The following is a 22,619-nucleotide window of genomic DNA, read 5'->3' on the forward strand; positions in this document are numbered from 1 at the left end:
CGGCCTCACCCAGGCCGACGCGGCCAACCGGATGGCCGGCTTCGTGCTGCTCGCCGTGGCGATGCGCCCGATGGGCGGCTGGCTGTCGGACCGCATCGGCCCGGTGCGGGTGCTGGCCGGGGCCCTGGGCGTGGTGCTGGCCGGGGCGCTCACACAGTCCTTCGCACCGGCCCTGGCACCGGTGGGCACGATCGCCTTCCTGGCCATGGCCGCCGCGCTGGGCGCGGGCAGCGGTGCGGTGTTCGCCCTGGTGGCCCTGATGGCCCCGGCGAACAAGGTCGGCTCGGTCACCGGCATCGTCGGCGCCGCGGGCGGCCTGGGCGGCTTCGTGCCGCCGTTGCTGATGGGCTCGCTGTACGGCGCGTACGGCTCGTACGCGATCGGCCTGGTCCTCCTGGGTGTGGTCGCGGCGGCGGCGCTGACCTTCACCGAAACCGGGGTGCGGCACGCACTCGCCCGTCGCACACCCACCGCCCACTCCCACTGAACCGCGCAGAGCGGAACCGAGTCCTTCGATGTGCGAGTACCGCGGCTGCCAGTCCGTGGCGACGATCGACGAGCTGACCCGCGAACACGACAAGTGGTGTCGGCGACGGCGTCGCTCCACGGCAGCGGGCGGTCGGTTTTCCGCACGCGTCGTGAGCGGAGCCGGTCGGACTCGAAGCCACGGCCGCGGCGGATCGTGAGGCGCCCGAGCCGTTCCACCCCGGAATCCGCTCCCCACCGCTTCCCGGTCGATCGGCCGGGAAGCGAAGCGTTCCGCGTTCGTCACCACCTCGCCGGCCATGAGCTCGGTGGACTCAACCGGTGGCTGCACGTGTCTGGCCGGGTTGCTCGGCCAGCGCCTTGACGCCGCGCAAGGTGGCTTCCATGTTGGTGCGCAGCTCGGTGATCCGGAAGGCCACGATCTCCTCTTCCCGCTCGGGCGTGCGGTCGATCGCCAGGCTGACCCCGGAGCGGCCCGGCCCGATGCGGGCGATCTGCCGTAGCCGGGTGCCGGCCCCCTCGGGCTCCAGTTCGAAGCGCCATGTGGCCAGCGGGCTTGCGGGGCGCGGTGACGGGGTGCCGAAGCGGCCGTCCTCGTCGACGACCGCCCAGCAGAACACCCGCTGCTCCTCCAGTTCGACGACGTGCGAGACGGTCCGCCACTCGCCGATCATCCGGTGGCGGTTGTACCCCGCGAAACGCGCCCCCTCCGCGGGCCCCTCCGCGCCTTCGAGCCACTCCGCACGCTGCAGTTCAGGGCTCAGGCGGGCCGACAGGGCGATGTCGGTCACCAGGCTCCACACCCTCGACGGAGCCGCTTCCACGTAGACGTCACAGCGCACACTCGGAGCTTCGGCGTATCGCACGGGCTCTCCTCCTCGACGGGTCGGGTCGGGTCCGGTCTCGTGTCTCAGCTGTCGAAGTCGACCGTGAGAGTGTCGGAGGCGGCATAGGTCTGGCAGGTGAGGACGTAGCCCTTGGAGACCTCGGCCGGTTCCAGGGCGTAGTTGCGGCGCATGTCGGCGTCGCCGTCGGTGACGAGGGCGCGGCAGGTTCCGCAGACGCCGCCCTTGCACGCGAACGGCAGGTCGGGGCGGGCCTGTTGGGCACCGTCGAGGATGCTGCGCCGACGGGGCACGGCGAACGTGGTCGCCCGGCCGTCGAGGACCACGGTGACCTCGCTCGTCGGGCCCCGGTCGGTGGCGTCGTCGCGGTCGGTGGCGGGTGGGGCGGGCGGTTCCTCGTCCGCGTGGAACAGTTCCTGGTGGACACGGTCCGCCGGGACACCGAGTCCGTCGAGGAGCGCGCGGGCGTCGCGCACCATGCCGTGCGGGCCGCACAGCCACCAGTGGGCGACCTCCCGGACGTCGAGGAGAGCGTCCAGCAGTGCGGTGAGCCGCTCGGCGTCGAGTCGGCCGGAGAGCAACTCGGCCTCGCGCGGCTCGCGGGACAGGACGTGGGCGAGCTGGAAACGGGCCGGGTACCGGTCCTTCAGGTCGGCGAGTTCGTCCGCGAACATCACGGTGCCGGTGCGCCGGTTGCCGTACAGGAGCGTGACGCGCGAGTCCTCGTCCGCGGCGAGGACGGACGCGGCGATGGACAGCATCGGCGTGACACCGGACCCGGCGGCGACGAGTACGTGGTGGCCGAGGCCGCCGGTACCGGTCAGATCCGGGCTGAACGCACCGGTCGGGGCCATCACCTGGAGGGTGTCCCCGGGGCGTATGCCGTGCACGAGCCAGGAGGAGAACAAGCCCTCCGGTACCACGCGGACGCCGATGCGCGGTGCCGTACCGGCCGGTGAGCAGATCGAGTACGAGCGCCGCTCGTCGCGACCGTCGATCTCGCGGCGCAGGGTGAGGCACTGTCCGGGCCGGAACGCGAACTCGGCGGCCAGGCGGTCGGGGACGTCGAAGGTGAGAGCGGCCGCGTCGGCGCACAGCGGCTCCACAGAGGAAACCCGCAGTGCGTGGAAGGCCGGGCGGCGGGGCCGAACAGGGGGCAGGGTCATGGCAGGTCCTTGACGTGGGGGAACGGCTCCAGACAGGTACGGCAGCGCCGAAGTGCCGTGCAGGCGGTGGCGGCGAAGCGTGAGATCTCCTCGGTGTCGGCCGAGGCACAGCGCGGGCAGGGCACCTCGGCCGGCCCGATGGTCAGGTTCAGCCAGGTCCGGCCCTGTGCCGACCCCGGCGCGCCCCGTGGGCCGGGCGGTGCGATGCCGTGCTCCGCGAGTTTGCGGCGGCCCTCGTCGGTGATCCGATCGGTGGTCCACGGCGGGTCGAGCACCGTGACCACCCGAACGTCGGCGAAGCCGGCGGCCCGCAGCCGGGCCGCCACCTCGGCGCGCATCTCGGCCACGGCGGGGCAGCCCGCGTACGTCGGGGTGAGCCGCGCCTCGACGGTTCCGTCCGGTGTCACCTCGACGCCGCGCAGCACCCCGAGGTCGGCGAGCGTCAGCATCGGCAGTTCGGGGTCGGGGACCTCGGCGGCGATCCGCGACGCCCGCTCCGACGCCGCCGTCACCACGACGCGTCCGGGTGGGCGCGGGCGACGCTCTGCAGTTCGGCGAGGAGGGGCGCCAGGTGCGGGGTGTGTGCTCCGTTCCTGCCGGAGCCCGGAACCGGGGATGCCGGCGTGTCGAGCGGGGACACGTGATCGGACCGGTTCAGCCCGGCCTCGCCCAGCACGTGGAACAGCTCCAGCCGGGTCCGCGCGGCGACGGCGGCCGGATCCGCGCCGAGGCGCGCGGCCGCACGGTCCGTCAGCAACTCGTCCAGCCAGGGGGCGAGGGCGTGCAGCGCGGCCCGCACACGTCCGGCGGACTCGTCGGTGCCGTCACCGAGCCGTACCGTCCACTCCGCGGCGTAACGGCGGTGGTAGGCCAGCTCCTTGACACTCTTCGCGGCGATCGCGGCCAGCACCGGGTCGGGCGCCGCGGCGAGCGCCTCGCACACGGCCAGCCGCCAGACGGACAGCACCAGCAGACGGGTGACGGTGAAGGCGAAGTCGCCGCCCGGCAGTTCGGCGAGGCGTACGTTGCGGAAGTCCTCCGGGTCGCGGAAGTAGGCGTACGCGTCCTCGCCACGCCCCGTGCCGTCGGCCCGGCCCGCCCTGGCGTACAGCAGACGGGCCTGGCCGAGGAGGTCGAGGCCGATGTTGGCCAGCGCCAACTCCTCCTCCAGTTCCGGGGCGCGGGTGCACCACTCGGCCAGCCGCTGCGCGGACACCAGGGCGTCGTCGCCGAGTGCCAGACAGCAGGCGGCCAGGTCTTCCGCGTCGACCCCGTCGGGCACCGCCTGGTCGACACCGTGCAGCGGGTCGGTGAACCCGGTGCCGAATGCCCACCGCGCGTTGTCGCCGTCGACGTACAGGTCCTCGTCGGTCATGCGCTGCTCCTGGATGTTCCTGGGGATGGCGGCCGTCCCTAGATGTGGGGGACGTCGTCGGGGATGTCGTAGAAGGTGGGGTGCCGGTAGACCTTGTCGCCGCTGGGCGCGAAGAAGGGGTCCTTCTCGTCGGGCGCGGAGGCGGCGATGGTGTCCGAGCGCACGGCCCAGATGCTCACGCCCTCGTTGCGTCGGGTGTAGAGATCGCGGGCGTGCAGGAGGGCCATCTCGTCGTCGGCGGCGCGCAGGGAGCCGACGTGGACGTGGTTGAGCCCGCGCTTGCCGCGCACGAAGACCTCGTACAGCGGCCAGTCGTCTGTGCTCGTCGTGCTCATGCCGCCGCTCCTTCCTGAAGTCGGGCCGTCCGCTTGGCCGCGTGCACGGCGGCGGCCCGCCGTACCCAGGCACCCTCCTCGTGCGCGGCCCGGCGACGGGCGATCCGTTCGGCGTTGCACGGTCCGTCACCGGAGACGACCCGCTTCAGCTCGTCCCAGTCGGGGGCGGAGAAGTCGTGGTGGCCGCGCTCCTCGTTCCACCGCAGGCCCGGGTCGGGCAGGGTGACGCCCAGCTTCTCCGCCTGCGGGACGGTCATGTCGACGAAGCGCTGCCGCAGGACGTCGTTGGAGTGCCGCTTGATCCTCCAGGCAATGGACCGCGCCGAGTTGGGGGAGTCGTCGTCGGGCGGGCCGAACATCATCAGCGACGGCCACCACCAGCGGTCGACGGCGTCCTGCACCATGGCCCGCTGTTCGTCGGTGCCGCGCATCATGGTCAGCAGCAGTTCGTAGCCCTGCCGCTGGTGGAAGGACTCCTCCTTGCAGACGCGGACCATGGCACGTCCGTACGGGCCGTACGAGGTACGGCACAGCGGGACCTGGTTGCAGATGGCCGCCCCGTCCACGAACCAGCCGATCACTCCGACGTCGGCGAAGGTGCGGGTGGGGTAGTTGAAGATCGAGGAGTACTTCTGACGGCCGTCGATCAGCCGCTCCGTCAGCTCCGTGCGGTCGGCGCCGAGCGTCTCGGCCGCCGAGTAGAGGTAGAGCCCGTGCCCCGCCTCGTCCTGCACCTTGGCGAAGAGGATCGCCTTGCGGCGCAGCGAGGGCGCCCGGGTGATCCACTCGCCCTCCGGCTGCATGCCGATGACCTCGGAGTGGGCGTGCTGGGCGATCTGCCGGACGAGCGTGGCCCGGTAGGCGTCGGGCATCCAGTCGCGGGGCTCGATGCGCTGGTCACGGGCGATGGTGTTCTCGAAGACGGCCTCGGGGGCGTACTGCCCCGGGGGCGCTGCGGTGGGGTTGTTCACGAGGGCGATGTCCTGTCGTGGTCGGTGGCGCGGGGTGGTCGGTGGTGGTGAGTGGTGCGGAGTGGTGAGTGGTGCGGAGTGGTGCGGAATGCTGAGTGGCCGGTTGTGGGCGTTGGGCGGGAGTGGTCAGTGGCCGCGGAAGACCGGGTCGCGGCGTTCCAGGAAGGCCGTGACGGCCTCGTGGTGGTCGCCGGTGGCGCCGAGCCGGCGCTGGACGACCGCCTCGCGTTCCAGCGCGGCCGGCAGCGTCGAGGCGCCCGCGGACCGCAGCAGCGCCTTGGTCTCCCGGTACGCGGCGGTGGGGCCGTCGGCGAGGCGACGGGCGAGGGCCAGCCCTTCGGCCGCGGCCCGGCCGTCCGGTACGACGCGGTGCACCAGCCCCCACTCCTGGGCGTCCCGCGCGGAGAAGCGGTCGCCCAGCAGCATGAGCCCGCCGGTCCGGGAGGGGCCGAGCTGACGGACGAGGGCCCGGGCGACCCCGGAGTCGGAGGCCAGCGCGAGGTTGCCGAAGGCGGTCGCGAACCGGGCGCTCTCGCCGGCCACACGCACGTCGCCGCAGAGCGCGATGCCGAGCCCCGCCCCCACGCAGGCGCCCTCCACGGCCACGACGAGCGGCACATGCAGCCCGTTCAGCTCCTTCACCAGGGGGTTGTAGTCGTTGGGGACGTTGGCGAAGGCCTTCGCCGGCGCGGTGCCGAGCAGCCGGGCGTGCTCCTTGAGGTCCTGCCCGACGCAGAAGTGCTTGCCGTGTGCCGTGAGCAGGGCCGCCCGGACGCCGCGTGCGGTGTCCGTCGTCAGGCGCCGCGCGGCCAGGAGGAGCGCGCCGCGCAGGTGCGCGTCGAGCGCGTTGCCGCTGCCGGAACCGCACATTTCGAGGACCGCGACGCCGTCGGTGACGTCGTACGTCACTCCGTACGAGCGGGCCGCCCGCGCGGCCGTGCCGCTGTCGTTCACCATCGGTAGAACCCCTGACCGGTCTTGCGGCCCAGCTCACCGCGGGCGACCTTCTCCCGCAGCAGCCGCGGCGGCACGAACCGCTCGCCGAGCGTCGTGTGCAGGTGCTCCGCGATGGCGAGCCGTACGTCGAGTCCCACCACGTCGGTGAGGCGCAGCGGGCCCATCGGGTGCCGGTAGCCGAGGCGCATGGCCGTGTCGATGGCCTCCGGGTCGGCGACCTGCTCCTCGACCATGCGGATCGCCTCAAGACCGAGGGCGAGGCCGAGGCGGCTGCTGGCGAACCCGGGTGAGTCCTTGACGACGACGTCCTGTTTGCCGAGGGCGTGTGTCCAGCGGACCGCCGCGGCCCGGGTCGCTCCGGTGGTGTCGGGGGCCAGGACCAGTTCGACGAGGGCGGAGACGGGCACGGGGTTGAAGAAGTGCATCCCCAGGAACCGCCCGGGCCTGCGCAGGGCCGCCGCGAGTTCGGTGACGGACAGGGAACTGGTGTTGCTGGCCAGCAGGCACCCCTCGTGCACGACGTCCTCGGCGGCGGCGAGCAACCCGGCCTTGAGAGCCGCGTCTTCCGGGACCGCCTCGACGACCAGGTCCGCGTCGTGGGGCAGTTCCGCGACCGAGGAGACGACGGCGACACGGTCCGCCACGTCGAGGTCCGACGGCCCTGTGAGCGTCCCGCGCTCGGCCGCCTGCCGAAGCCCCGTGGTGATCCGCTCCAGTGCGGCGGCGGCCGCCGAGCCGTCGCGTTCCACGACGACCACGCGTGATCCGGCGGCCGCGAAGGACTGGGCGATACCGGCGCCCATGCGACCGCCGCCGATCACCCCCACCACGCGGGGGGATGCTGTTGCCGAGGTCATGCCCGGCCTCCCTTCTTGTCCAGGAAGCGCGTCATGCGCTCCTCCTTGTCCGGGCTCTCGAAGAGCACCGCCTGGGCGAGGTCGTCGGCCACGGGATGGGCCCCCGGGGCGTCGGTGACGAGCTTCGTGAGCCGCAGGGCGAGCGCCGAGGAGCGGGCCATCCGGTCCAGCAGCGCGTGTGCCTCGGCGGCCAGCCGGTCCGTCGGTACGACGTCCATGACCAGCCCGCAGGCGAGTGCGGCCCGGGCGTCGAGGGTGCGTCCGGCGAGCAGGACCTGCTTGGCCACCGACTCGCCCACCAGTTCGCGCAGTCGCCAGCACGCACCGGCGGCGGCGAGGATGCCCAGGCCCGGTTCGGGGTTGCCGAAGACCGCGCCCGGCCCGGCGATCCTGAGGTCGCAGGCGTACGCCAACTCGGCACCGCCGCCCAGCGCCCAGCCCGGCACGGCGGCCACGGTGGGCAGGGGCAGCCTGCGCACCCGCTCGAACAGGCGGCTGTTGATCCCCTCCAGGGCCTCGTCCCGGCCGCGCCGCCGCAGTTCGCCGATGTCGGCACCGCCGGCGAAGACCCCGCCGTGCCCGGTGAGCAGGAGGAGCTTCGGGGCGCGCTCCAACTCGTCGCACACACGGTGCAGTTCAGCGATCATGCGGCCGTTGATGGCGTTGCGGGCGGCGGGCCGGCGCAGGGTGACGACCACCCGGTCCGTGCGCTCCTCGACCGACAGCGTCTCGTACGCCGGTTTCTCGTACGCCGGTTTCTCGTACGGCGCGTTCTCGTACGGCGCGTTCGCGTACGCCGGCGTCTCGTATGCCGGTTTGTCGCGCGTGCTCATACGCGCTCCACGAGCATGGCCACGCCCTGTCCGACCCCGACGCAGAGGGTCGCCAGGCCTCGCCGGCCGCCCTCCCGTTCCAGTCGGCCCAGCAGGGTGAGCAGGATGCGGGCGCCGGAGGCGCCCAGGGGGTGTCCGAGGGCGATGGCGCCGCCGTCGGCGTTGACGCTGTCCGGGTCGAGCTTCAGCCGGTGCGTGACCGCGAGGGCCTGGGCGGCGAAGGCCTCGTTGAGTTCGATCGCGTCGAGGTCCTCGGCCGTCCAGCCGGCCCGCTCCAGGGCCTTGGCGGTGGCCGGCACCGGGCCGAGCCCCATCAGACGGGGCTCGACCCCGGCCGAGGCGGCGGTGACGACCCGGGCCCGGGGAGTCAGCCCGTAGCGCTCCACCGCCGCCCCGCTCGCCACGACCAGGGCGGCAGCCCCGTCGGACAGCGGCGAGGAGTTGCCCGCCGTGACGATGCCGCCCGGGCGGAAGACGGTGCGCAGGCCGCTCAGCTTCTCCAACGTGGTGGTCGGACGCGGCCCTTCGTCCTCGGTCACCTCACCGTCCGCCACCGGCACCGGGACGATCTCCGGCACGAAGTGGCCCGCCGTCCGCGCGGCCAGCGCCCGACGGTGGCTGCGCAATGCGAAGGCGTCCGCCTCCAGGCGGCTGATGCGGTCCAGGGCGGCGACCTCCTCCGCGGTCTCACCCATCGACAAGGTCGTGGTCGCGGGGAAGCGCGGGTTGGTGAAGCGCCAGCCGAGTGAGGTGTCGTGGACGTCGCCGGGCCGGGACCAGGGTGTGCCCGGCTTGGCCATCACCCACGGCGCACGGGTCATCGACTCGACCCCGCCGGCCACGACCACCCCGGCCTCGCCCGCCCGTATCGACTGCGCGGCGGACGCGACGGCCGTAAGCCCCGAGGCGCACAGCCGGTTGACGGTGTATCCGGGCACGGTGTGCGGAAGTCCGGCCAGCAGTACGGCCATCCGCGCGACGTCACGGTTGTCCTCGCCGGCCTGGTTCGCGGCGCCGAGGATCACCTCGTCCACGGAGTCGGCCGGGATCCCGGCGCGGCGCACGGCCTCGCCGACGACGAGCGCGGCCAGGTCGTCGGGGCGCACGCAGGCCAGGGCACCGCCGTAACGGCCCTGCGGGGTACGGGCCCCGTCGATCAGATAGACCTCATCGGACATCGACGTGCTCCTCGGCGGGGGCGTGACGGCGGGACTGGAGGACCGAGAAGCGGCCGGTGACGAACGCCGGGTCGGTCAGGGTCGCGTTGGCGGCCGGGTTGGCCGACGTGCCGTGGAAGTCGCTGAAGGCGGCGGACTGGTTGGGGAACACGTCGCCGGTCAGGTTCTCCGACAGGTGCACCCCCGCCTCCAGAGCCGTCGCGCGCGCCGCCGTCAGCACGTCCTCGCCCCTCGCGTGGACGCAGGCCGTGAGCGCGCCGTGGCGTCGTACCGTGTCGTGCAGGACGCGCAGGGAGTGCGCGGTGCCGTCGGTGGCGATGACGAAGGCGATCGGTCCGAACCACTCGCTCGTGTAGGCCTTCTCGTCGGCCTCGGCGTCGAGCCGGGCCACCAGCGGGGTGCGGACGACGGCGTCCGGGTGGTCGGGGTGCGCCATGGCCCGCGAGGGATGGGCGGTACGGCCCAGGGCTTGGGCCTCCTCCAGACGCGCGAGGACTCCGCCGTTCACGATCGCGCCGAGGGTGGCGGCGGCACGGGCCGGGTCGCTCAGGAGGTCGTCCAGCGCGGAGCCCAGGTCGGCGGCGAACTCGTCGGCCGTACGCGTCCCTTGGTCGGTGGGGAACCCGTCGCGGGGCACCAGGATGTTCTGCGGGGTGGTGCACATCTGCCCGCTGTAGAGCGACAGCGAGAACGCGAGGTTGCGCAGCAGCCCGGCGTAGTCGTCCGTGGAGTCCACGACGACGGTGTTGAGGCCCGCCTTCTCCGTGTGCACGACGGCCTGGCGGGCGTTGGTCTCCAGCCAGTCGCCGAACTCGCTGGAACCGGTGAAGTCCACGATCCGCACGTCGGGGTGGGTGGCCAGGGCGGGAGCGGTGCGCTCCTCGGGGCGCGAGGCGGCCAGCAGCACCACGTCCGGGTCGAAACCGGCCTCGGCCAGCACCTGGCGGGCGATGCGCACGGTGATCGCCAGCGGCAGCACGGCCCGCCGGTGCGGCTTGACGATCACCGGGTTGCCCGTGACCAGGCTCGCGAAGAAGCCCGGATAGCCGTTCCAGGTGGGGAAGGTGTTGCAGGCGACGAGCACGGCCACGCCCCGGCCGACCGGGGTGTAGGTCTTGTCCACGACCAGCGGTCCGCCCCGGCGCCGGGGCTTGCTCCAGCGGGCGGTGGCCGGATGGCGCCGCTGCGCCTCCCACGCGTACGCCACCGCTTCAAGGCCGCGGTCCTGGGCGTGCGGGCCGCCCGCCTGGAAGGCCATCACGAAGGGCTGGCCGGTGGTGTGCTGGACGGCGTGCGCGATCTCGAAGCTCGCCGCGTTGAGGCGGGCCAGGATCTCGGCCGCCACCCCGGCCCGGACGTCGGGGCTCGCCGAACGCCACGCGGCGGCCGCGGACTTGGCCGTCGCCACCGCGACCTCGGGCACCAGATGCGGGTAGCTGATGCCGAGGGAAAAGCCGTACGGCGACACCTCCACCGCGGGGACCGTGCCGGTGGTGGGATGCCCGTCGAGCGGGAAGGGACGGTCGAGGAGGGCACGGAAGGCCGCCTCGCCCGCCTCGGGTGTTCCGGCTCCGTACGCGGAGGCGCTCGGTGCTTCCGGGTACGGCGTCCAGTAGCCGCGGTCGACCGTGCGGGCCACCGCTTGGTCGAGCAGGTCCGCGTGGCGGGCGTAGAAGTCGGGATGCTGGTCGGGGGACATGAGAACTCCAGGCCGAACGTTCGGTCGGTTGGTGGGTGCAGTGCGCCCAGGTGCGGGGGAGGGGAAGGCAGGTCGGGTCAGGCGTCGGCGAGCAGGATCGCCGGGCGTTCCACGCAGTCGGCCACGTAGCGCAGGAAGCCGCCGGCCACACCGCCGTCGCAGACCCGGTGGTCGAAGCTGAGCGACAGCTGCGTGACCTTGCGGACCGTGAGCGCGCCGTCCACCACCCAGGGTTTGTCCACGATGCGGCCGACGCCGAGGAGCGCCGCCTCCGGGTGGTTGATGATGGGCGTGGAGCCGTCGACGCCGAACACGCCGTAGTTGTTGAGGGTGAAGGTGCCCCCGGTCAGCCGGTCGGGCGGCAGGCTTCCGGTTCGGGCCAGTTCGGTCAACCGGGTGAGCTCGGCGGCCAGTTGGACCGTCGTGAGCCGGTGGGCGTCGCGGACGACGGGGACGACGAGCCCGCGCTCGGTCTGGGCGGCGAAGCCCAGGTGGACCTCGTCGAAGCGCAGGATCTCCCGCCGTTCGGTGTCGACGGCCGAGTTCAGCTCGGGGTAGCGGCGCAGACCGGCGACACAGATCCGGGCGAACAGGGCCAACAGCCCGACGCGGCGGCCGGGTTCGGCGGCCTCCAGCGCCTTCTTGGCCTGGAGCAGTCCGGTCGCGTCCACGTCGACCCAGGTCGTGGCGTCGGGGATCTCGGTCCGGCTGCGCGAGAGCTTGTCCGCGACTGCCTTGCGGACACCGCGGAGTGGGATGCGGACGGGGCTTTCCGAGACGGGTTCCGGCTGGGGGACCGCCGCGGGTTCGGTCGTGGTCGGTGAGGTCTGGGCGACGGCCCGTTCCACATCCCGTCGCAGGACGACCCCGGCGGGACCGGACGGCGCCAGCGCCGTGAGATCGATCCCGTGGTCCCGGGCCATCCTGCGCACGAGGGGCGAGATGACCCGGGGGGCGTGCGGCTCGATCGCCGGCGCCGCCTCGGCCACCGGCCCGGCGGGCCCCGCAGCGGCCCCAGTGCGTCGGCGGCGACGGCGCGGTGCCGGTTCGTGCCCGGTGCCGTAGCCGATCAGCACGTTGCCCGATCCGGCCTGCTCCTCCTCGCGATACCGCTCGGCGGAGGCGTCGAAGGCGGCGTCGGCGTCGGCGGCGTCGGCGGGTTCCGGTGCGGGCACCCCCGCCCCCACCGTGATCAGCGGTTCCCCCACTCCCAGCGCCGTGCCCGCCTCCGCGTGCAGCCGCAGCACCGTGCCCGCGTACGGCACCGGCACCTCGACCGCGGCCTTGGCGGTCTCCACCTCGACCACGATCTGGTCGATCGTCACGGTGTCGCCGACAGCGACCTTCCACTCGACGATCTCCGCGTCGGTCAGCCCCTCGCCGAGGTCGGGGAGCCGGAACAGCTGCTCTTGCAGCGTCGCGGTGGTCATGCGACCGCTCCCTTCAACAGATGCCGGGTGTCGGGCTCGTCGGAGAACTGCAGGCGGTCGACGGCGTCGAGGATCCGGTCGACGCCGGGCAGATGCGCGTGCTCCAGCTTCGGCGGCGGGTACGGGATGTCGAAGCCGGACACCCGCAGTACGGGCGCGGCGAGCGAGTGGAAGCAGCGCTCCTGCACCCGGGCGGCGATCTCCGCGCCGACCCCGGCGAAGCCCTGGGCCTCCTGCACGACCACGCAGCGCCCGGTCCTGCGGACCGACTCCGTGACGGTCTCGTCGTCGAAGGGCACCAGCGTGCGCAGGTCCACGACCTCCAGCTCGATCCCGTCCTCGGCGGCTGCCTCGGCAGCGGCCAGCGCCACCGGGACCGAGGGGCCGTACGCGACGACGGTGGCGTCACGCCCCGCGCGCCGGATCGCCGCCCGTCCGAACGGCAGCGCCCCGCGCGTCTCAAGGTCGGTGTCCTCGCGCGACCAGTACAGCTTCTTCGGCTCCAGGAAGACCACCGGGTCGGGGTCGGCCACAGCGTCCCGCAGCAGCCAGTACGCGTCCTCTGCCGTGGCCGGGGTGACGACCTTGAGGCCCGGCGTGTGCGCGTAGTACGCCTCGCTGGAGTCGCAGTGGTGCTCGACTCCACCGATCCCACCCGCGTAAGGGATGCGGATCACCATCGGCAGACCGATCCGGCCGCGGGTGCGGTTGCGCAGCTTGGCGACGTGCGAGGCGATCTGCTCGAACGCCGGGTAGGCGAATGCGTCGAACTGCATCTCCACCACGGGACGGAAGCCGCCCATCGCCATGCCGACCGCGAGCCCGACGATGCCGGCCTCGGCCAGGGGGGTGTCGAAGCAGCGCTGCTCGCCGAAGTCGCGGGTCAGCCCGTCGGTGATGCGGAACACGCCGCCGAGCGGACCGACGTCCTCGCCGAAGACGAGGACCCGTTCGTCCTCGCGCAGCGCGTCGCGCAGTGCGCTGTTGAGCGCTTGCGCCATCGTGACCTTGGCCATGGTCGTCAGTCCTCCTGGGACGGGGCGGATTCGGCGAGCTCGGCGGCCAACTGGGCACGCTGCTCGCGCAGTTGTGGGGTGGGTTCGGCATAGACGTGGTCGAACAGCTCCAGCGGGTCCAGTACGGAGTCCGCGTTCATTCCGGCGCGCACCCGCGCCGCCAGCTCCTCGGCCTCTTCCCGCAGCGCCGCCACGTCCTCGTCGGTGAGCGCGCCGCGCGAGCGCAGGTAGGTCTCCAGGCGCTCGACCGGGTCGGCCTCCCGCCACTGGTCGACCTCGTCGTCCTCCCGGTAGCGGGTGGCGTCGTCGGCGTTGGTGTGCGCGTCCATGCGGTAGGTGTGCGCCTCGACCAGGACGGGACCGTGACCCGCCCGGGCATGCTCGACGGCCGAGGTCAGCACCGCCAGCACGGCGACCAGGTCGTTGCCGTCCACCTGCTCCGAGCGCACGCCGTAGCCGATGCCCTTGTACGCGAGTGCGGGTGCCGCGGTCTGCCGGGCCAGCGGCACGGAGATCGCGTACTTGTTGTTCTGGACGAAGAAGACGACCGGGGCGCGGAAGACGGCCGCGAAGTTCAGCGCCTCGTGGAAGTCCCCCTCGCTGGTGGCGCCGTCGCCGACGAGGGCCATGGCCACGCCGTCCCCGCCGGCGCGGCGCAGGGACTCGGCCATGCCGGTCGCGTGCAGCACCTGGGTGGCCAGCGGGGTGCACTGGGGGGCGACACGGGTGGCGGCGGGGTCGTAGCCGCAGTGCCAGTCGCCGCGCAGCAGCGTCAGCACCTCGACCGGGTCGATGCCACGGGTCACCAGGGCGACGGAGTCGCGGTAGGTGGGGAACAGCCAGTCGTCCGGGCGCAGCGCGAGCACGGCGGCGATCTGGCAGGCCTCCTGGCCGCGGCTGGACGGGTAGACCGCGAGGCGGCCCTGCTTGGTGAGGGCGGTCGCCTGGGTGTCGAACCGGCGGCCCAGGACCATGCGCCGCCAGGCCTCGAGCAGGATCTCGACCTCAGGCTCGGTGTAGTCGGCCGGCTGCTTCGCGACCGGTGTGCCGTCCTCGGCCACGAACCGCACCGGCGTCAGGGACGGCAGGAGGCCCTGGACCGTCTGGCGGAGGCTCTTCACAGACATGCAGGGCACTCGCTTTCTCTGGACACTTGACAGGAGAATGGTGGCCATAGCGGAATAAGTGTTCAATAGCTCGGAAGAACCGGCGACGAACTGCCGAATCGTAGGGTCTGGGAGGCCAAAGTGTCCGAGGAAACCCCGCTGCCGGGGGCAGTGGCCGGACGAACTGCCGTCCCACTCGACGACATCGACCGGCAGATCCTGAGCCGGCTCCTCAAGGACGGCCGGATCTCGGTCCGGGCTCTCGCCGAGCAGGTGCACATCTCCCGGGCCAACGCCTACACGCGCATCGGCAGGCTCGTGGCCGAGGACGTCATCACGGGCTTCACCGCACAGCTCAACGCCCAGCGGGCGGGCCTGGGCACGAGTGCCTACGTGACACTGGGCATCGACCAGAACGCCTGGCGCGACATCTCGCGCGAGCTGCGTGAGATCCCCTACGTGGAGCACGTCGCCCTCGTCACGGGCGACCTCGACGTGCTGGTGCTGGTGCGGGCGCCGGACAACCTGGCGCTGCGCAAGGTGGTGCTGGAGAGCATCCAGGCGGTGCCGGGCGTGCGCTCCACCCGCACCTGGCTCGTCTTCGACGAGGTGCGGGGGCGCGGCGCCACCTGGACCGAGTGAGCGCGGCCGGTACGGCCACACGTCTCATACGTCTCGCATCACTCACACGTCTCACACGTCCCACTCGCGTCACACGTCGATCAGCTCGGCGGTCAGGCCGGGGCCCGGCGCGGGAACCACGAGCGGCTCCGGCTCCGGCCCCGGCACGGGGACAGGATCCGTCGACGGGGCGTGCCGCCGGGAACGCACCACGCGGAACCGTCCGGTGACGAAGTGGGCGCCCGCGTCCGGCAGTTCGGCGAGGGCCGAGGACGGGTCGGCGGGCAGGTCGTCGAGGTTCTCCACCAGATGCACCCCGGCGTCCAGCGCCGCCGCCGAGGCCGCCGCCAGCACCAGCGGGTCGGTGGAGTACACCGAGGCGTAGAGCGCGCCGTGCCGCGCCACCGTGCGGCGCAGGAGCGCCAGGCCGTGCGAGGTCGAGTCGGTGCCCACCAGGAAGGTCACCGGCCCGGGCCACTCGCGCGTGTAGACCCGCTCGTCCGAGGCGCGCAGCCGAACCAGCAGCGGACTGCGCAGGTCGGCGTACGGGTGGTCGGGATGGGCCACGGGCCCGGACGCGTGCAGTACCGGGCCGCACCGCGCGGCCTCCGTCAGAGCACCGCGCACCTCGTCGGCGGTGACCGCGCCCAGCACCCTTGCCGCGCGGGCGGGATGCCCGAGCAGCCGGTCCACGGCGTCGCCGAGGTCGGCCCCGAGGTCCCGCAGCGTCTTGTGCCCCTGGTCGGTGCTGAAGCCCCGCTCCGGTACCAGGATGTTCTGCGGCGTGGTGCGCACCGTGCCGTTGCCCCGGCACGAGGAGAGGGCGAGACCCCGTACCAGGCCCAGGTAGTCGTCGGTCGAGTCCACGACCACGGTGTTCAGGCCGGTCCGGTTGGCGAACACGGCGGCCTGGCGGGCGTGTTGCTCCAGCCAGTCGGCGAAGCGCGCCGAGCCTGTGAAGTCGACGATGCGCACCGCCGGGTCCGTGGCCAGCCGCCGGTGTATCTGCCGCTCCGGTTCCGCCACGGCCAGGGCCACGAGGTCGGGGGAGTGACCGGCCTGAGCCAGCACCTGCCGGGCGACCCGCACCGTGATCGCCAGCGGCAGTACCGAGCGCGGGTGCGGAGCCACGACGACCGGGTTGCCGGTCACCAGGCTGGCGAACAGGCCCGGATAGCCGTTCCAGAGCGGGAAGTCGGGACAGCCGACGAGCAGTGACACCCCACGGGGCACCAGGGTGCAGGTGCCCCGCAGCGCGCGCGGCGGTCCACCGCGTTCGGCGCTCTCCCAGTGCAGGTCGGCCGGGACACGTTCCGACTCGGCGAAGGCCTGGGCCACCGCCTCCAGGGCACGGTCCTGGGCGTGCGGCCCGGCGGCGCGGAGGGCCACTTGGAGGGGCTGGCCGGTGGTGTGGTGCACCGCGAGGGCCAGTTCGTGGCTGCGGGTGTTGAGCCGGCGCAGGATCTCCACGGCGATCCCGGCGCGCTGGTACGGCCCGGCCGCCCGCCAGCCGGCCGCCGCCCGCCCGGCCGCCGCGACCAGCTCCGCGGGATCGCAGCGCGGGTAGGCGACGGCCGGACCGACGCCGTAGGGCGACGACTCCGTGCGCACAAGACCCGTCTCGCCGGGCTGGCCCAGGTCGAAGGGCCGTCCCAGCAGCGAGCGGAACACCTTTCCCGCGGTGCGGGTCGACCTCATGCCCGCGTCGGCCGCGTCCTGGCCGGTCGCCTCCGTGAAGGGGCGGCGGCATTCACCGGCGGCGATCGCGCGAACCACGCTCTGGAGCAGCTCGCGGTGCCGTTCGTAGGGACCGGAGCCCATGGCCGTCAGCCTCTCCAGCTCGCCGCGAGTGCGAGCAGGGCGTCGTTCTCCTCCGGCAGCCCGATCGTCACCCGCACGCCCTCGCCGGGGAACGGACGGACCACGACCTTCCCGTCCAGGCAGTGCAGGGCGAAGTCCCCGCTGTCCTTGCCGAGCGGCAGCCAGACGAAGTTGGACTGGGAGTCCGGCACGTCGTGGCCCAGCGCCCGCAACCGCCCGGCGACACGGTCGCGTTCGGCGACCGTGCGGGCAGCACGGCGGGCGACCTCCGCGCCCTCGCCGAGGGCGACGACGGCGGCCCGCTGAGCGAGGGCGCTGACGCTGAACGGCACCTGCGTGCGGCGCACGTGCGCGGCGATCCCGGGCGGCGCGACGCAGTAGCCCACGCGCAGTCCCGCCAGTCCGTACGCCTTCGAGAAGGTCCGCAGCACCGCCACGTTCGGCCGGTCCCCGAGAAGGGCGAGGCCGTCGGGGACCCGGGCGGGATCGGCGTACTCCCGGTACGCCTCGTCGACGACGATCAGCACGTCCCGCGGCACCCGGTCCGCGAAGTCGGTCAGGGCCTGCGCACCGACCGCCGTGGAGGTCGGGTTGTTGGGATTGCAGACGAAGACCAGCCGGGTCCGGGCGGTGATCGCCGCGGCCATGGCGTCGAGGTCGAGGGCGTGGTCACGCAGGGGCACCCGCACCGCCGTACCGCCCGCGACGGCGGTGAGGATCGGGTACGCCTCGAACGAGCGCCAGCCGAACACGACCTCGTCACCGGGCCCGACGACCGTGTGCAGCAACTGCCCGCACACCTCGGAGGAGCCGGCGCCCACCGCGATCCGGTCCGGCTCGACCCCGTGGTGCGCCGCCAGGGTCTCGACGAGCGAGGCGGCGTGCAGATCGGGGTACCGCGACACGCCGCCGGCGGCCTCCGCGAGGGTTTCGGCCACCCCCGGCAGCAGGCCGTGCGGGGATTCGTTGCTGGCCAGCACTATGGCCCCGGGCAGTTTGCGGCCCGGGACGTAGGCGGGCAGCTGGGACAGGGAGGCACGGACACGCACCATGCTGGACTCGCTTCTGCAGCGCTGGGGCCCGAGGCATCGCCGTCGGGCACTTGACAGGCAAATCGTGAAGAGAGGACGACAGGCGCTCAACTGTTTGGGAAATTCGGCTACGAATCGCCGAAATCGATGCAGCTGATCGGCAAACCGTCTTCCGACGAGCCCTGCGGGACCTTTGGTACGAGACGGACGGCACGCCCTCTGCCGGGCGTCGGGTCGCCTTCTTGATCACGGGACGGACACAGCGGGCCGTCGGCGTCCCCGCCACGCGCGAGGCCCCAGCAGACTGCTGGCCGCCCGGGCGGCGCGATGTCCGCGGCCCGTCCCGTTCAGATCGAGGGAGACCATGCACAGCACCCAGACCCGCCTCCGCCACGGAGCCCTGACGGCGTGCGCGGCGGCTCTCGCGTTGCTCGCGGCCGGCTGCTCTCAGGCGTCCGCGGGCGCGCAGACCGGCGGCTGCCGCGACGACGGCCACTGGTCGGGACGGGAGCAGGCCGCGTGGCTGCGGACCGCGGTGGCCTTCCGGACCGAAGGGGCCGGCCCTTCGTACGAGGACGCGTCGGTCGTCGTCCGCGCACAGCACAAGGGCGATGCCCGGGTGCTGTGCCAACCGCTCACGGTGCAGGTCGAGTTCTGGACCCTCACGGCCACGGCGACGGGAACGGAGATGTCGTCCGTCATGCGCTATCGGCTGTCCACGGACGGAAACAGGACCCGCACCGTCGGTTTCCCACCCGGCCTTCCCACCGGACAGGAGGGCACCTGCACCCGGATCCTTGCGGCAGCGTACGCGGGCGCGCCCCTGAGCGGTCGGGAACTGCCGCGAACAACACGGGACTTGGGCATCGCCGGGGACAAGGACGTGCGGTTCGGGACGGAGCGGGTCGGTGCGTACCGGTTGCTCCGGCCGCAGGATCCCACCGTGTGCACCACGGACCGGCCATCGGCCGAGCCCGCACCCACCAGGTCGACGACCTGGGACATCTACCATCCGTGACGCGGTCACGCCCTGGTGGCCGGCCGCAACCAACCTCAGGCGCGCGGCGTGTGATGCGGTGGGACGGCTTTCGCCTGACCGCGAACGGAAGTCGAGGGGGACCCGATGGCGCAGGGGCGGACCGGGGACGTGACGTCGGGGACGAGACCGGGCGCGCGGCGGATCAGGACAGTGGGAGCCCAGGCGACGCGCTGGGTGTTCCGCCTCGTCATGGCCGCCCTGATCCTGCTGCTCGCCGTGCGCACCTACGCAGAGACGGGCGTCGCGCTCGCACGGTCGAACGGGTCGCTGCGCACGGCCGAGGCCACCGTCACGGAACTGAGGTCCCACACGGAGTCGGGGAGCGACGGCGGAGGACAGGACGGCGGCAGCGGCGACTGGTTCGTTGACACCGAGTACACGATCGAACTGCGCGTCGGCGACGAGCTGAAGACCGCGGACGGCGTCCCGGACGATTCCGCGTACGAGCTCCGGGAGGGGCAGCGGGTCGAGGCGAGCCTGTGGCACGGGCGAGTCGTGGAGATCGACGGGCGCGACGTGTGGCCCGGCCGGCACCCCGGAGGGTGGGACATCACGCTGTTCGCGCTGTACCCGTTGACCATGGGGTATCTGATCGCCCTCGCCGTGGCCGCCGCCGCGTACCTGGCCGGCCTCGGCGGCCGGGTGCGGCTGGAGCGGCAGGACCGGTCCGGGCCCTGGGCGTTCGGGTTCGTCGTCGGGGTGGCGGCGATCTTCGTGCTGATCGTGTGCGCGGCTTTCGGGAACAGCATCGCGTACTGGCCGCTCGTTCCCGTCGGCGCCGGAACCGCGGCCGCGATGTCGGGGCTGAGGGGGGCGCTCCGGCGGGCCCGGGCCACCCGCGTCGCGGACACACCCGGCGGGAGCACGGCGGCCCGGGTCTGAGAGCCGGGGCTCAGCTGCCCTGGATAATCACGCGAACGCGGTGGGGAACGGAGATGCGATGGTGCCGTCGTTGGACCGGTCGGCGACGATGCTCGTCGGCAGATCCGAGGAACTGAAGCGGCTCGACTCGGTGATCGGCAGCCTGGGACAGGGCGGCGTTCCCGCTGTGGTCGACATCGCCGCAGACGCCGGTATGGGGAAGAGCCGGCTGCTGAGCGAGATCTGTGCGCGGGCTCGGCGGCGTGGGCCGGCCGTGCTGCGCGGCAGGGCCACGGAGTACGAGCGGCACACTCCGTTCCAGACGTTCACGGACGCGTTCGCCGACGTCGATCGTGCCTTTCTCGACTCGGACGAGGTGCCCGACGCGGCGGCACCGGTGCTGCGCGGCACGGACCGTGTACAGGGCGCCGCGCCGGGCACGGGCAACCGCGACCGGTTCGGCCTCTATCGTGCCGTGGCGGAAGTGCTGACCAGCCTCGCGGAGCGGAGCGGGCTGGTGATGGTGCTGGACGACCTGCACTGGGCGGATCCCGCGTCCTTGGAGTTGCTGGACCACTTGATCCGGCACCCGGTGAGTGACCGGGTGCTGCTGGTCGTGGCCCGTCGAGCACGGCAGACGCCGCACTCTCTCGCCGCCGCTCTGGCACGCGGCGTCGACAGCGGAGCCGTGCTGCCCATGGCACTGAGGCCGCTGCCCGAGCAGGACTCGATCGATGCGCTGGCCTCCGACCTGCCACCGGGCGACGCGAAGGAGATCTATGCATCCAGCGAGGGCAACCCGCTGTACCTCCTCGCCCTTCTGCATGCCCGCCGTCATGGGGTGTCGTCGCGCGGCACCACCGTCCGGGCCCACGACGGCACGGTGTCCGGGGTGCCGAGCGGACTGGGATCCCTGTTGCTGGACGAACTGACCGCGTTGACCGCGGCAGAGCGCCGCACCGTCGAGGCAGTGGCGGTCCTCGGCGACCACGCCACGCCGGTGATGCTGCGCCTGACGACCGGGCCCACCACAGCGGAGGAACTCGACGACTGCATCGGTGCACTGGCGCGGCGCGATCTGCTGCGCAGGGGGTCCGACGGCCGCTTGACCCTGCGTCACCCGCTGCTGCGGGCACTGGTCTACGAGAACACGGCGGCACCGCGCCGCGCCGAGATCCACCGCGGTGCGGCGGACGCACTGGCGCGGGCGGGAGCCTCCGCCGCCGAGCGGGCCCATCACGTCGAGAGGTCGCTGGTCGGCTGGGATCCGGCGGCGGCGGCCGTGTTGAGCGAGGCGGCCGCCCAGTTCACCCACACGGCACCCGCGACCGCCGCCCATCTGCTGGACGTGGTCCTCCGGCTCATGCCGCACACGCCCGCCCACGCACGGCGGCGTGGAGAGTTGACGCTGGCCCGCGCCAGAGCCCTGGGTGTGGGCGGCAGCCTTCGGGAGAGCCGCGATCTGCTCCACACGCTGATCGGTGGCTCCGGTCAGGACGACGCATCGCTGCGCGGGGACGCTATCGCGCTGTGCGCCATGATGGAACGACACCTGGGGCACTCCCCGGAAGCGATCGCCCTCCTGCAGCGGGAACTGGTCCGCACTCCCGGTCCCGAGCCCCGTCAGGCGGTCTCCCTGGGACTCGCGCTGGGCATGGCCGCTCTGAACACCGTCTCCTACCCGGACGTACGCGACGACATCGGGCGGACGCTCTCGGTGGCCCGCGCCAACGGTGACCTCATGGGGGAGTTGGGGGCCCTGGCGCTGGGATCGTTGGGGGAGGCCTACGAAGGCGAGACGGCTGCGGCTCGCCGCCTCGCCGATGCCGCCGCCGGGCTCGCCGACGGTCTGACCGACCCCAGCCTCACGGAACTGTGCGAGTCGCTGGTGTGGCTGGCCTGGGCGGAAGCTCTACTGGAGCGCTATGCCGACGCGGAACGCCACGCCGACCGGGGGCTGGACATCGCCCGCCGCAGTGGCCAGGTCCACGTCCTGCCGCACCTGCTGAGCAGCCAGGCGTTCGTGCGCCTCAACACCTGCCGGCTGCCGTCCGCACTGGAGTCGGCCGAGGAGGCGGAAGCCGTCGCACGAGCCATCGGCAGCGGCGATCTCCTGGCCTTCACCCTGTGCTTCAAGGCGCTGATCCTGCTCCCGCACCGCCCCCTGGGCGACACCAGGGCCTTGCTGACCGCCGAGGAGGCCGTGGCCGCGGCCGGCGCAAGCCGCCACTGGTGGGCGTCGTTGGCCAGCTGCGTGCTCGGTCACACGGCGCTCGTGGGCGGCGACCCGCACCGCGCGCAGGACGCCATTCTGAGGGCGGGCGGTCCCGAACTACTGGGGCTGCAACCCTCCATACGCCCGGGCCAGCTGGACACCCTGGTCAGCACCGCCCTCGCGATCGGCGACGTCGAGCAGGCCGCGCGCTGGGCCGCACGAGCCGTCGAGGAAGCAGACCGGATGGGGCTGCACGGTCAGCGCGGGGCGGCACTGCGCGCCGAGGCGGCGCTCGCCCAGCACCACGGTGATGCCCGATCGGCCGCAGACCTCTTCGAGCGTGCCGCGCAGGCGTACGCACCCTCCGGCGCGAGGCTCTGGGAGGCGTACTCCCTGCTGCTGGCGAGCGTCCAGGCGCAGGCCGCGGGCGACGTTCCACGCGCCGTCGCCATGTGGGAGCAGGCCCGCCGTATCGCCGACGACGGCGGCGCGCGTCTGCTGTCCGGCCTGGCCGCGCTCGTGCGTCCCCAAGCCGAGGAGGCCCCCCTCGCTCCCACGGAACTCGACCAACTGACCGCACGTGAACGGGAGATCGCCGAACTCGTCGCCGAAGGACTGAGCAACCAGGCCATCGCGACGAAGCTGTACCTCAGCCGCCGTACGGTCGAAACCCACCTGTCGGCGATCTACCGGAAGACCTCCGTGTCGTCCCGCTCGGCGCTGGCGGGCCTCATGACGCGCACGGTCCTGGACCGGCGCGCGCGTGGACAATGAAAC

21 protein-coding genes are annotated in these 22,619 nt (G+C 73.0%); 5 read left to right on the forward strand and 16 right to left on the reverse strand.

Features of this window, described 5'->3' with window-relative positions; genetic code table 11:
- Positions 1–487: MFS transporter (locus ADK57_RS17440; RefSeq protein ID WP_159050087.1), on the forward strand; the 487-nt coding region annotated here is incomplete at its 5' end.
- 313 nt (positions 488–800) lie between these two features.
- On the opposite strand, the gene ADK57_RS17445 is transcribed toward ADK57_RS17440, so the two are convergent.
- From ADK57_RS17445 to pdhA, 14 genes are all read right to left on the reverse strand, one after another.
- Positions 801–1,352 (reverse strand): SRPBCC family protein, encoded by a 552-nt coding sequence (locus ADK57_RS17445; protein WP_053750398.1) that lies wholly within the window; start codon positions 1,350–1,352, stop codon positions 801–803.
- A 44-nt stretch (positions 1,353–1,396) separates the two neighbouring features.
- Complete coding sequence (gene paaE / locus ADK57_RS17450; protein ID WP_053750399.1) at positions 1,397–2,497, reverse strand: 1,2-phenylacetyl-CoA epoxidase subunit PaaE; 1,101 nt, start codon at positions 2,495–2,497, stop codon at positions 1,397–1,399.
- Complete coding sequence (gene paaD, locus ADK57_RS17455; RefSeq protein WP_053750400.1) at positions 2,494–3,012, reverse strand: 1,2-phenylacetyl-CoA epoxidase subunit PaaD; 519 nt, start codon at positions 3,010–3,012, stop codon at positions 2,494–2,496. The genes paaE and paaD overlap by 4 nt, the downstream gene beginning before the upstream one ends.
- Entirely contained in the window at positions 3,006–3,872 is an 867-nt protein-coding gene (gene paaC / locus ADK57_RS17460; RefSeq protein ID WP_053750401.1) for a 1,2-phenylacetyl-CoA epoxidase subunit PaaC, read from the reverse strand. The genes paaD and paaC overlap by 7 nt, the downstream gene beginning before the upstream one ends.
- Positions 3,873–3,910: 38 nt before the next feature.
- Complete coding sequence (gene paaB, locus ADK57_RS17465; RefSeq protein WP_053750402.1) at positions 3,911–4,207, reverse strand: 1,2-phenylacetyl-CoA epoxidase subunit PaaB; 297 nt, start codon at positions 4,205–4,207, stop codon at positions 3,911–3,913.
- The gene (gene paaA / locus ADK57_RS17470) at positions 4,204–5,178 is read right to left on the reverse strand and encodes a 1,2-phenylacetyl-CoA epoxidase subunit PaaA (protein ID WP_053750403.1); all 975 of its coding nucleotides are present in this window, start codon (positions 5,176–5,178) and stop codon (positions 4,204–4,206) included. The genes paaB and paaA overlap by 4 nt, the downstream gene beginning before the upstream one ends.
- A gap of 126 nt (positions 5,179–5,304) precedes the next feature.
- Entirely contained in the window at positions 5,305–6,135 is an 831-nt protein-coding gene (locus ADK57_RS17475; protein ID WP_078973183.1) for an enoyl-CoA hydratase/isomerase family protein, read from the reverse strand.
- Complete coding sequence (locus ADK57_RS17480) at positions 6,129–6,992, reverse strand: 3-hydroxyacyl-CoA dehydrogenase family protein (protein ID WP_053750404.1); 864 nt, start codon at positions 6,990–6,992, stop codon at positions 6,129–6,131. Before ADK57_RS17480 ends, ADK57_RS17475 begins: the two co-directional genes overlap by 7 nt.
- Complete coding sequence (locus ADK57_RS17485; RefSeq protein WP_078973184.1) at positions 6,989–7,825, reverse strand: enoyl-CoA hydratase/isomerase family protein; 837 nt, start codon at positions 7,823–7,825, stop codon at positions 6,989–6,991. Before ADK57_RS17485 ends, ADK57_RS17480 begins: the two co-directional genes overlap by 4 nt.
- Entirely contained in the window at positions 7,822–9,003 is a 1,182-nt protein-coding gene (locus tag ADK57_RS17490; protein ID WP_053750405.1) for a thiolase family protein, read from the reverse strand. The genes ADK57_RS17485 and ADK57_RS17490 overlap by 4 nt, the downstream gene beginning before the upstream one ends.
- On the reverse strand, positions 8,993–10,702 hold the full coding sequence (gene paaN, locus ADK57_RS17495; protein ID WP_053750406.1) for a phenylacetic acid degradation protein PaaN: 1,710 nt from the start codon (positions 10,700–10,702) through the stop codon (positions 8,993–8,995). Before paaN ends, ADK57_RS17490 begins: the two co-directional genes overlap by 11 nt.
- Positions 10,703–10,779: 77 nt before the next feature.
- Positions 10,780–12,132 carry a dihydrolipoamide acetyltransferase family protein gene (locus ADK57_RS17500; RefSeq protein ID WP_053750407.1) on the reverse strand — a complete coding sequence of 451 codons (1,353 nt, stop codon included), beginning with the start codon at positions 12,130–12,132 and terminating at the stop codon, positions 10,780–10,782.
- Positions 12,129–13,148 (reverse strand): alpha-ketoacid dehydrogenase subunit beta, encoded by a 1,020-nt coding sequence (locus tag ADK57_RS17505; protein WP_053750408.1) that lies wholly within the window; start codon positions 13,146–13,148, stop codon positions 12,129–12,131. Before ADK57_RS17505 ends, ADK57_RS17500 begins: the two co-directional genes overlap by 4 nt.
- Positions 13,149–13,153: 5 nt before the next feature.
- Positions 13,154–14,275, reverse strand: a complete 1,122-nt coding sequence (gene pdhA, locus ADK57_RS17510) for a pyruvate dehydrogenase (acetyl-transferring) E1 component subunit alpha (RefSeq protein WP_053750409.1) — start codon at positions 14,273–14,275, stop codon at positions 13,154–13,156.
- Positions 14,276–14,395: 120 nt separating this feature from the next.
- On the opposite strand from pdhA, the gene ADK57_RS17515 reads away from it, so the two are divergent.
- Positions 14,396–14,896 (forward strand): Lrp/AsnC family transcriptional regulator, encoded by a 501-nt coding sequence (locus ADK57_RS17515; RefSeq protein WP_053750410.1) that lies wholly within the window; start codon positions 14,396–14,398, stop codon positions 14,894–14,896.
- A gap of 69 nt (positions 14,897–14,965) precedes the next feature.
- On the opposite strand, the gene ADK57_RS17520 is transcribed toward ADK57_RS17515, so the two are convergent.
- Positions 14,966–16,696, reverse strand: coding sequence for an aldehyde dehydrogenase family protein (locus tag ADK57_RS17520; RefSeq protein ID WP_234390251.1), 1,731 nt, complete (start codon positions 16,694–16,696; stop codon positions 14,966–14,968).
- A gap of 5 nt (positions 16,697–16,701) precedes the next feature.
- Positions 16,702–17,748 carry a histidinol-phosphate transaminase gene (gene hisC, locus ADK57_RS17525; RefSeq protein WP_053750411.1) on the reverse strand — a complete coding sequence of 349 codons (1,047 nt, stop codon included), beginning with the start codon at positions 17,746–17,748 and terminating at the stop codon, positions 16,702–16,704.
- Positions 17,749–18,091: 343 nt separating this feature from the next.
- On the opposite strand from hisC, the gene ADK57_RS17530 reads away from it, so the two are divergent.
- The 3 genes from ADK57_RS17530 (at position 18,092) to ADK57_RS17540 (ending at position 22,616) form a co-directional block, all read left to right on the forward strand.
- Positions 18,092–18,745, forward strand: a complete 654-nt coding sequence (locus ADK57_RS17530; protein WP_053750412.1) for a hypothetical protein — start codon at positions 18,092–18,094, stop codon at positions 18,743–18,745.
- Between the two features lie 105 nt (positions 18,746–18,850).
- Positions 18,851–19,648, forward strand: coding sequence for a hypothetical protein (locus ADK57_RS17535; protein ID WP_159050088.1), 798 nt, complete (start codon positions 18,851–18,853; stop codon positions 19,646–19,648).
- A gap of 58 nt (positions 19,649–19,706) precedes the next feature.
- On the forward strand, positions 19,707–22,616 hold the full coding sequence (locus tag ADK57_RS17540) for a helix-turn-helix transcriptional regulator (protein ID WP_234390253.1): 2,910 nt from the start codon (positions 19,707–19,709) through the stop codon (positions 22,614–22,616).
- Positions 22,617–22,619: the final 3 nt, after the last annotated feature.

Origin of the sequence: Streptomyces sp. MMG1533 (assembly GCF_001279775.1) — a bacterium.
Lineage (GTDB): Bacteria > Actinomycetota > Actinomycetes > Streptomycetales > Streptomycetaceae > Streptomyces.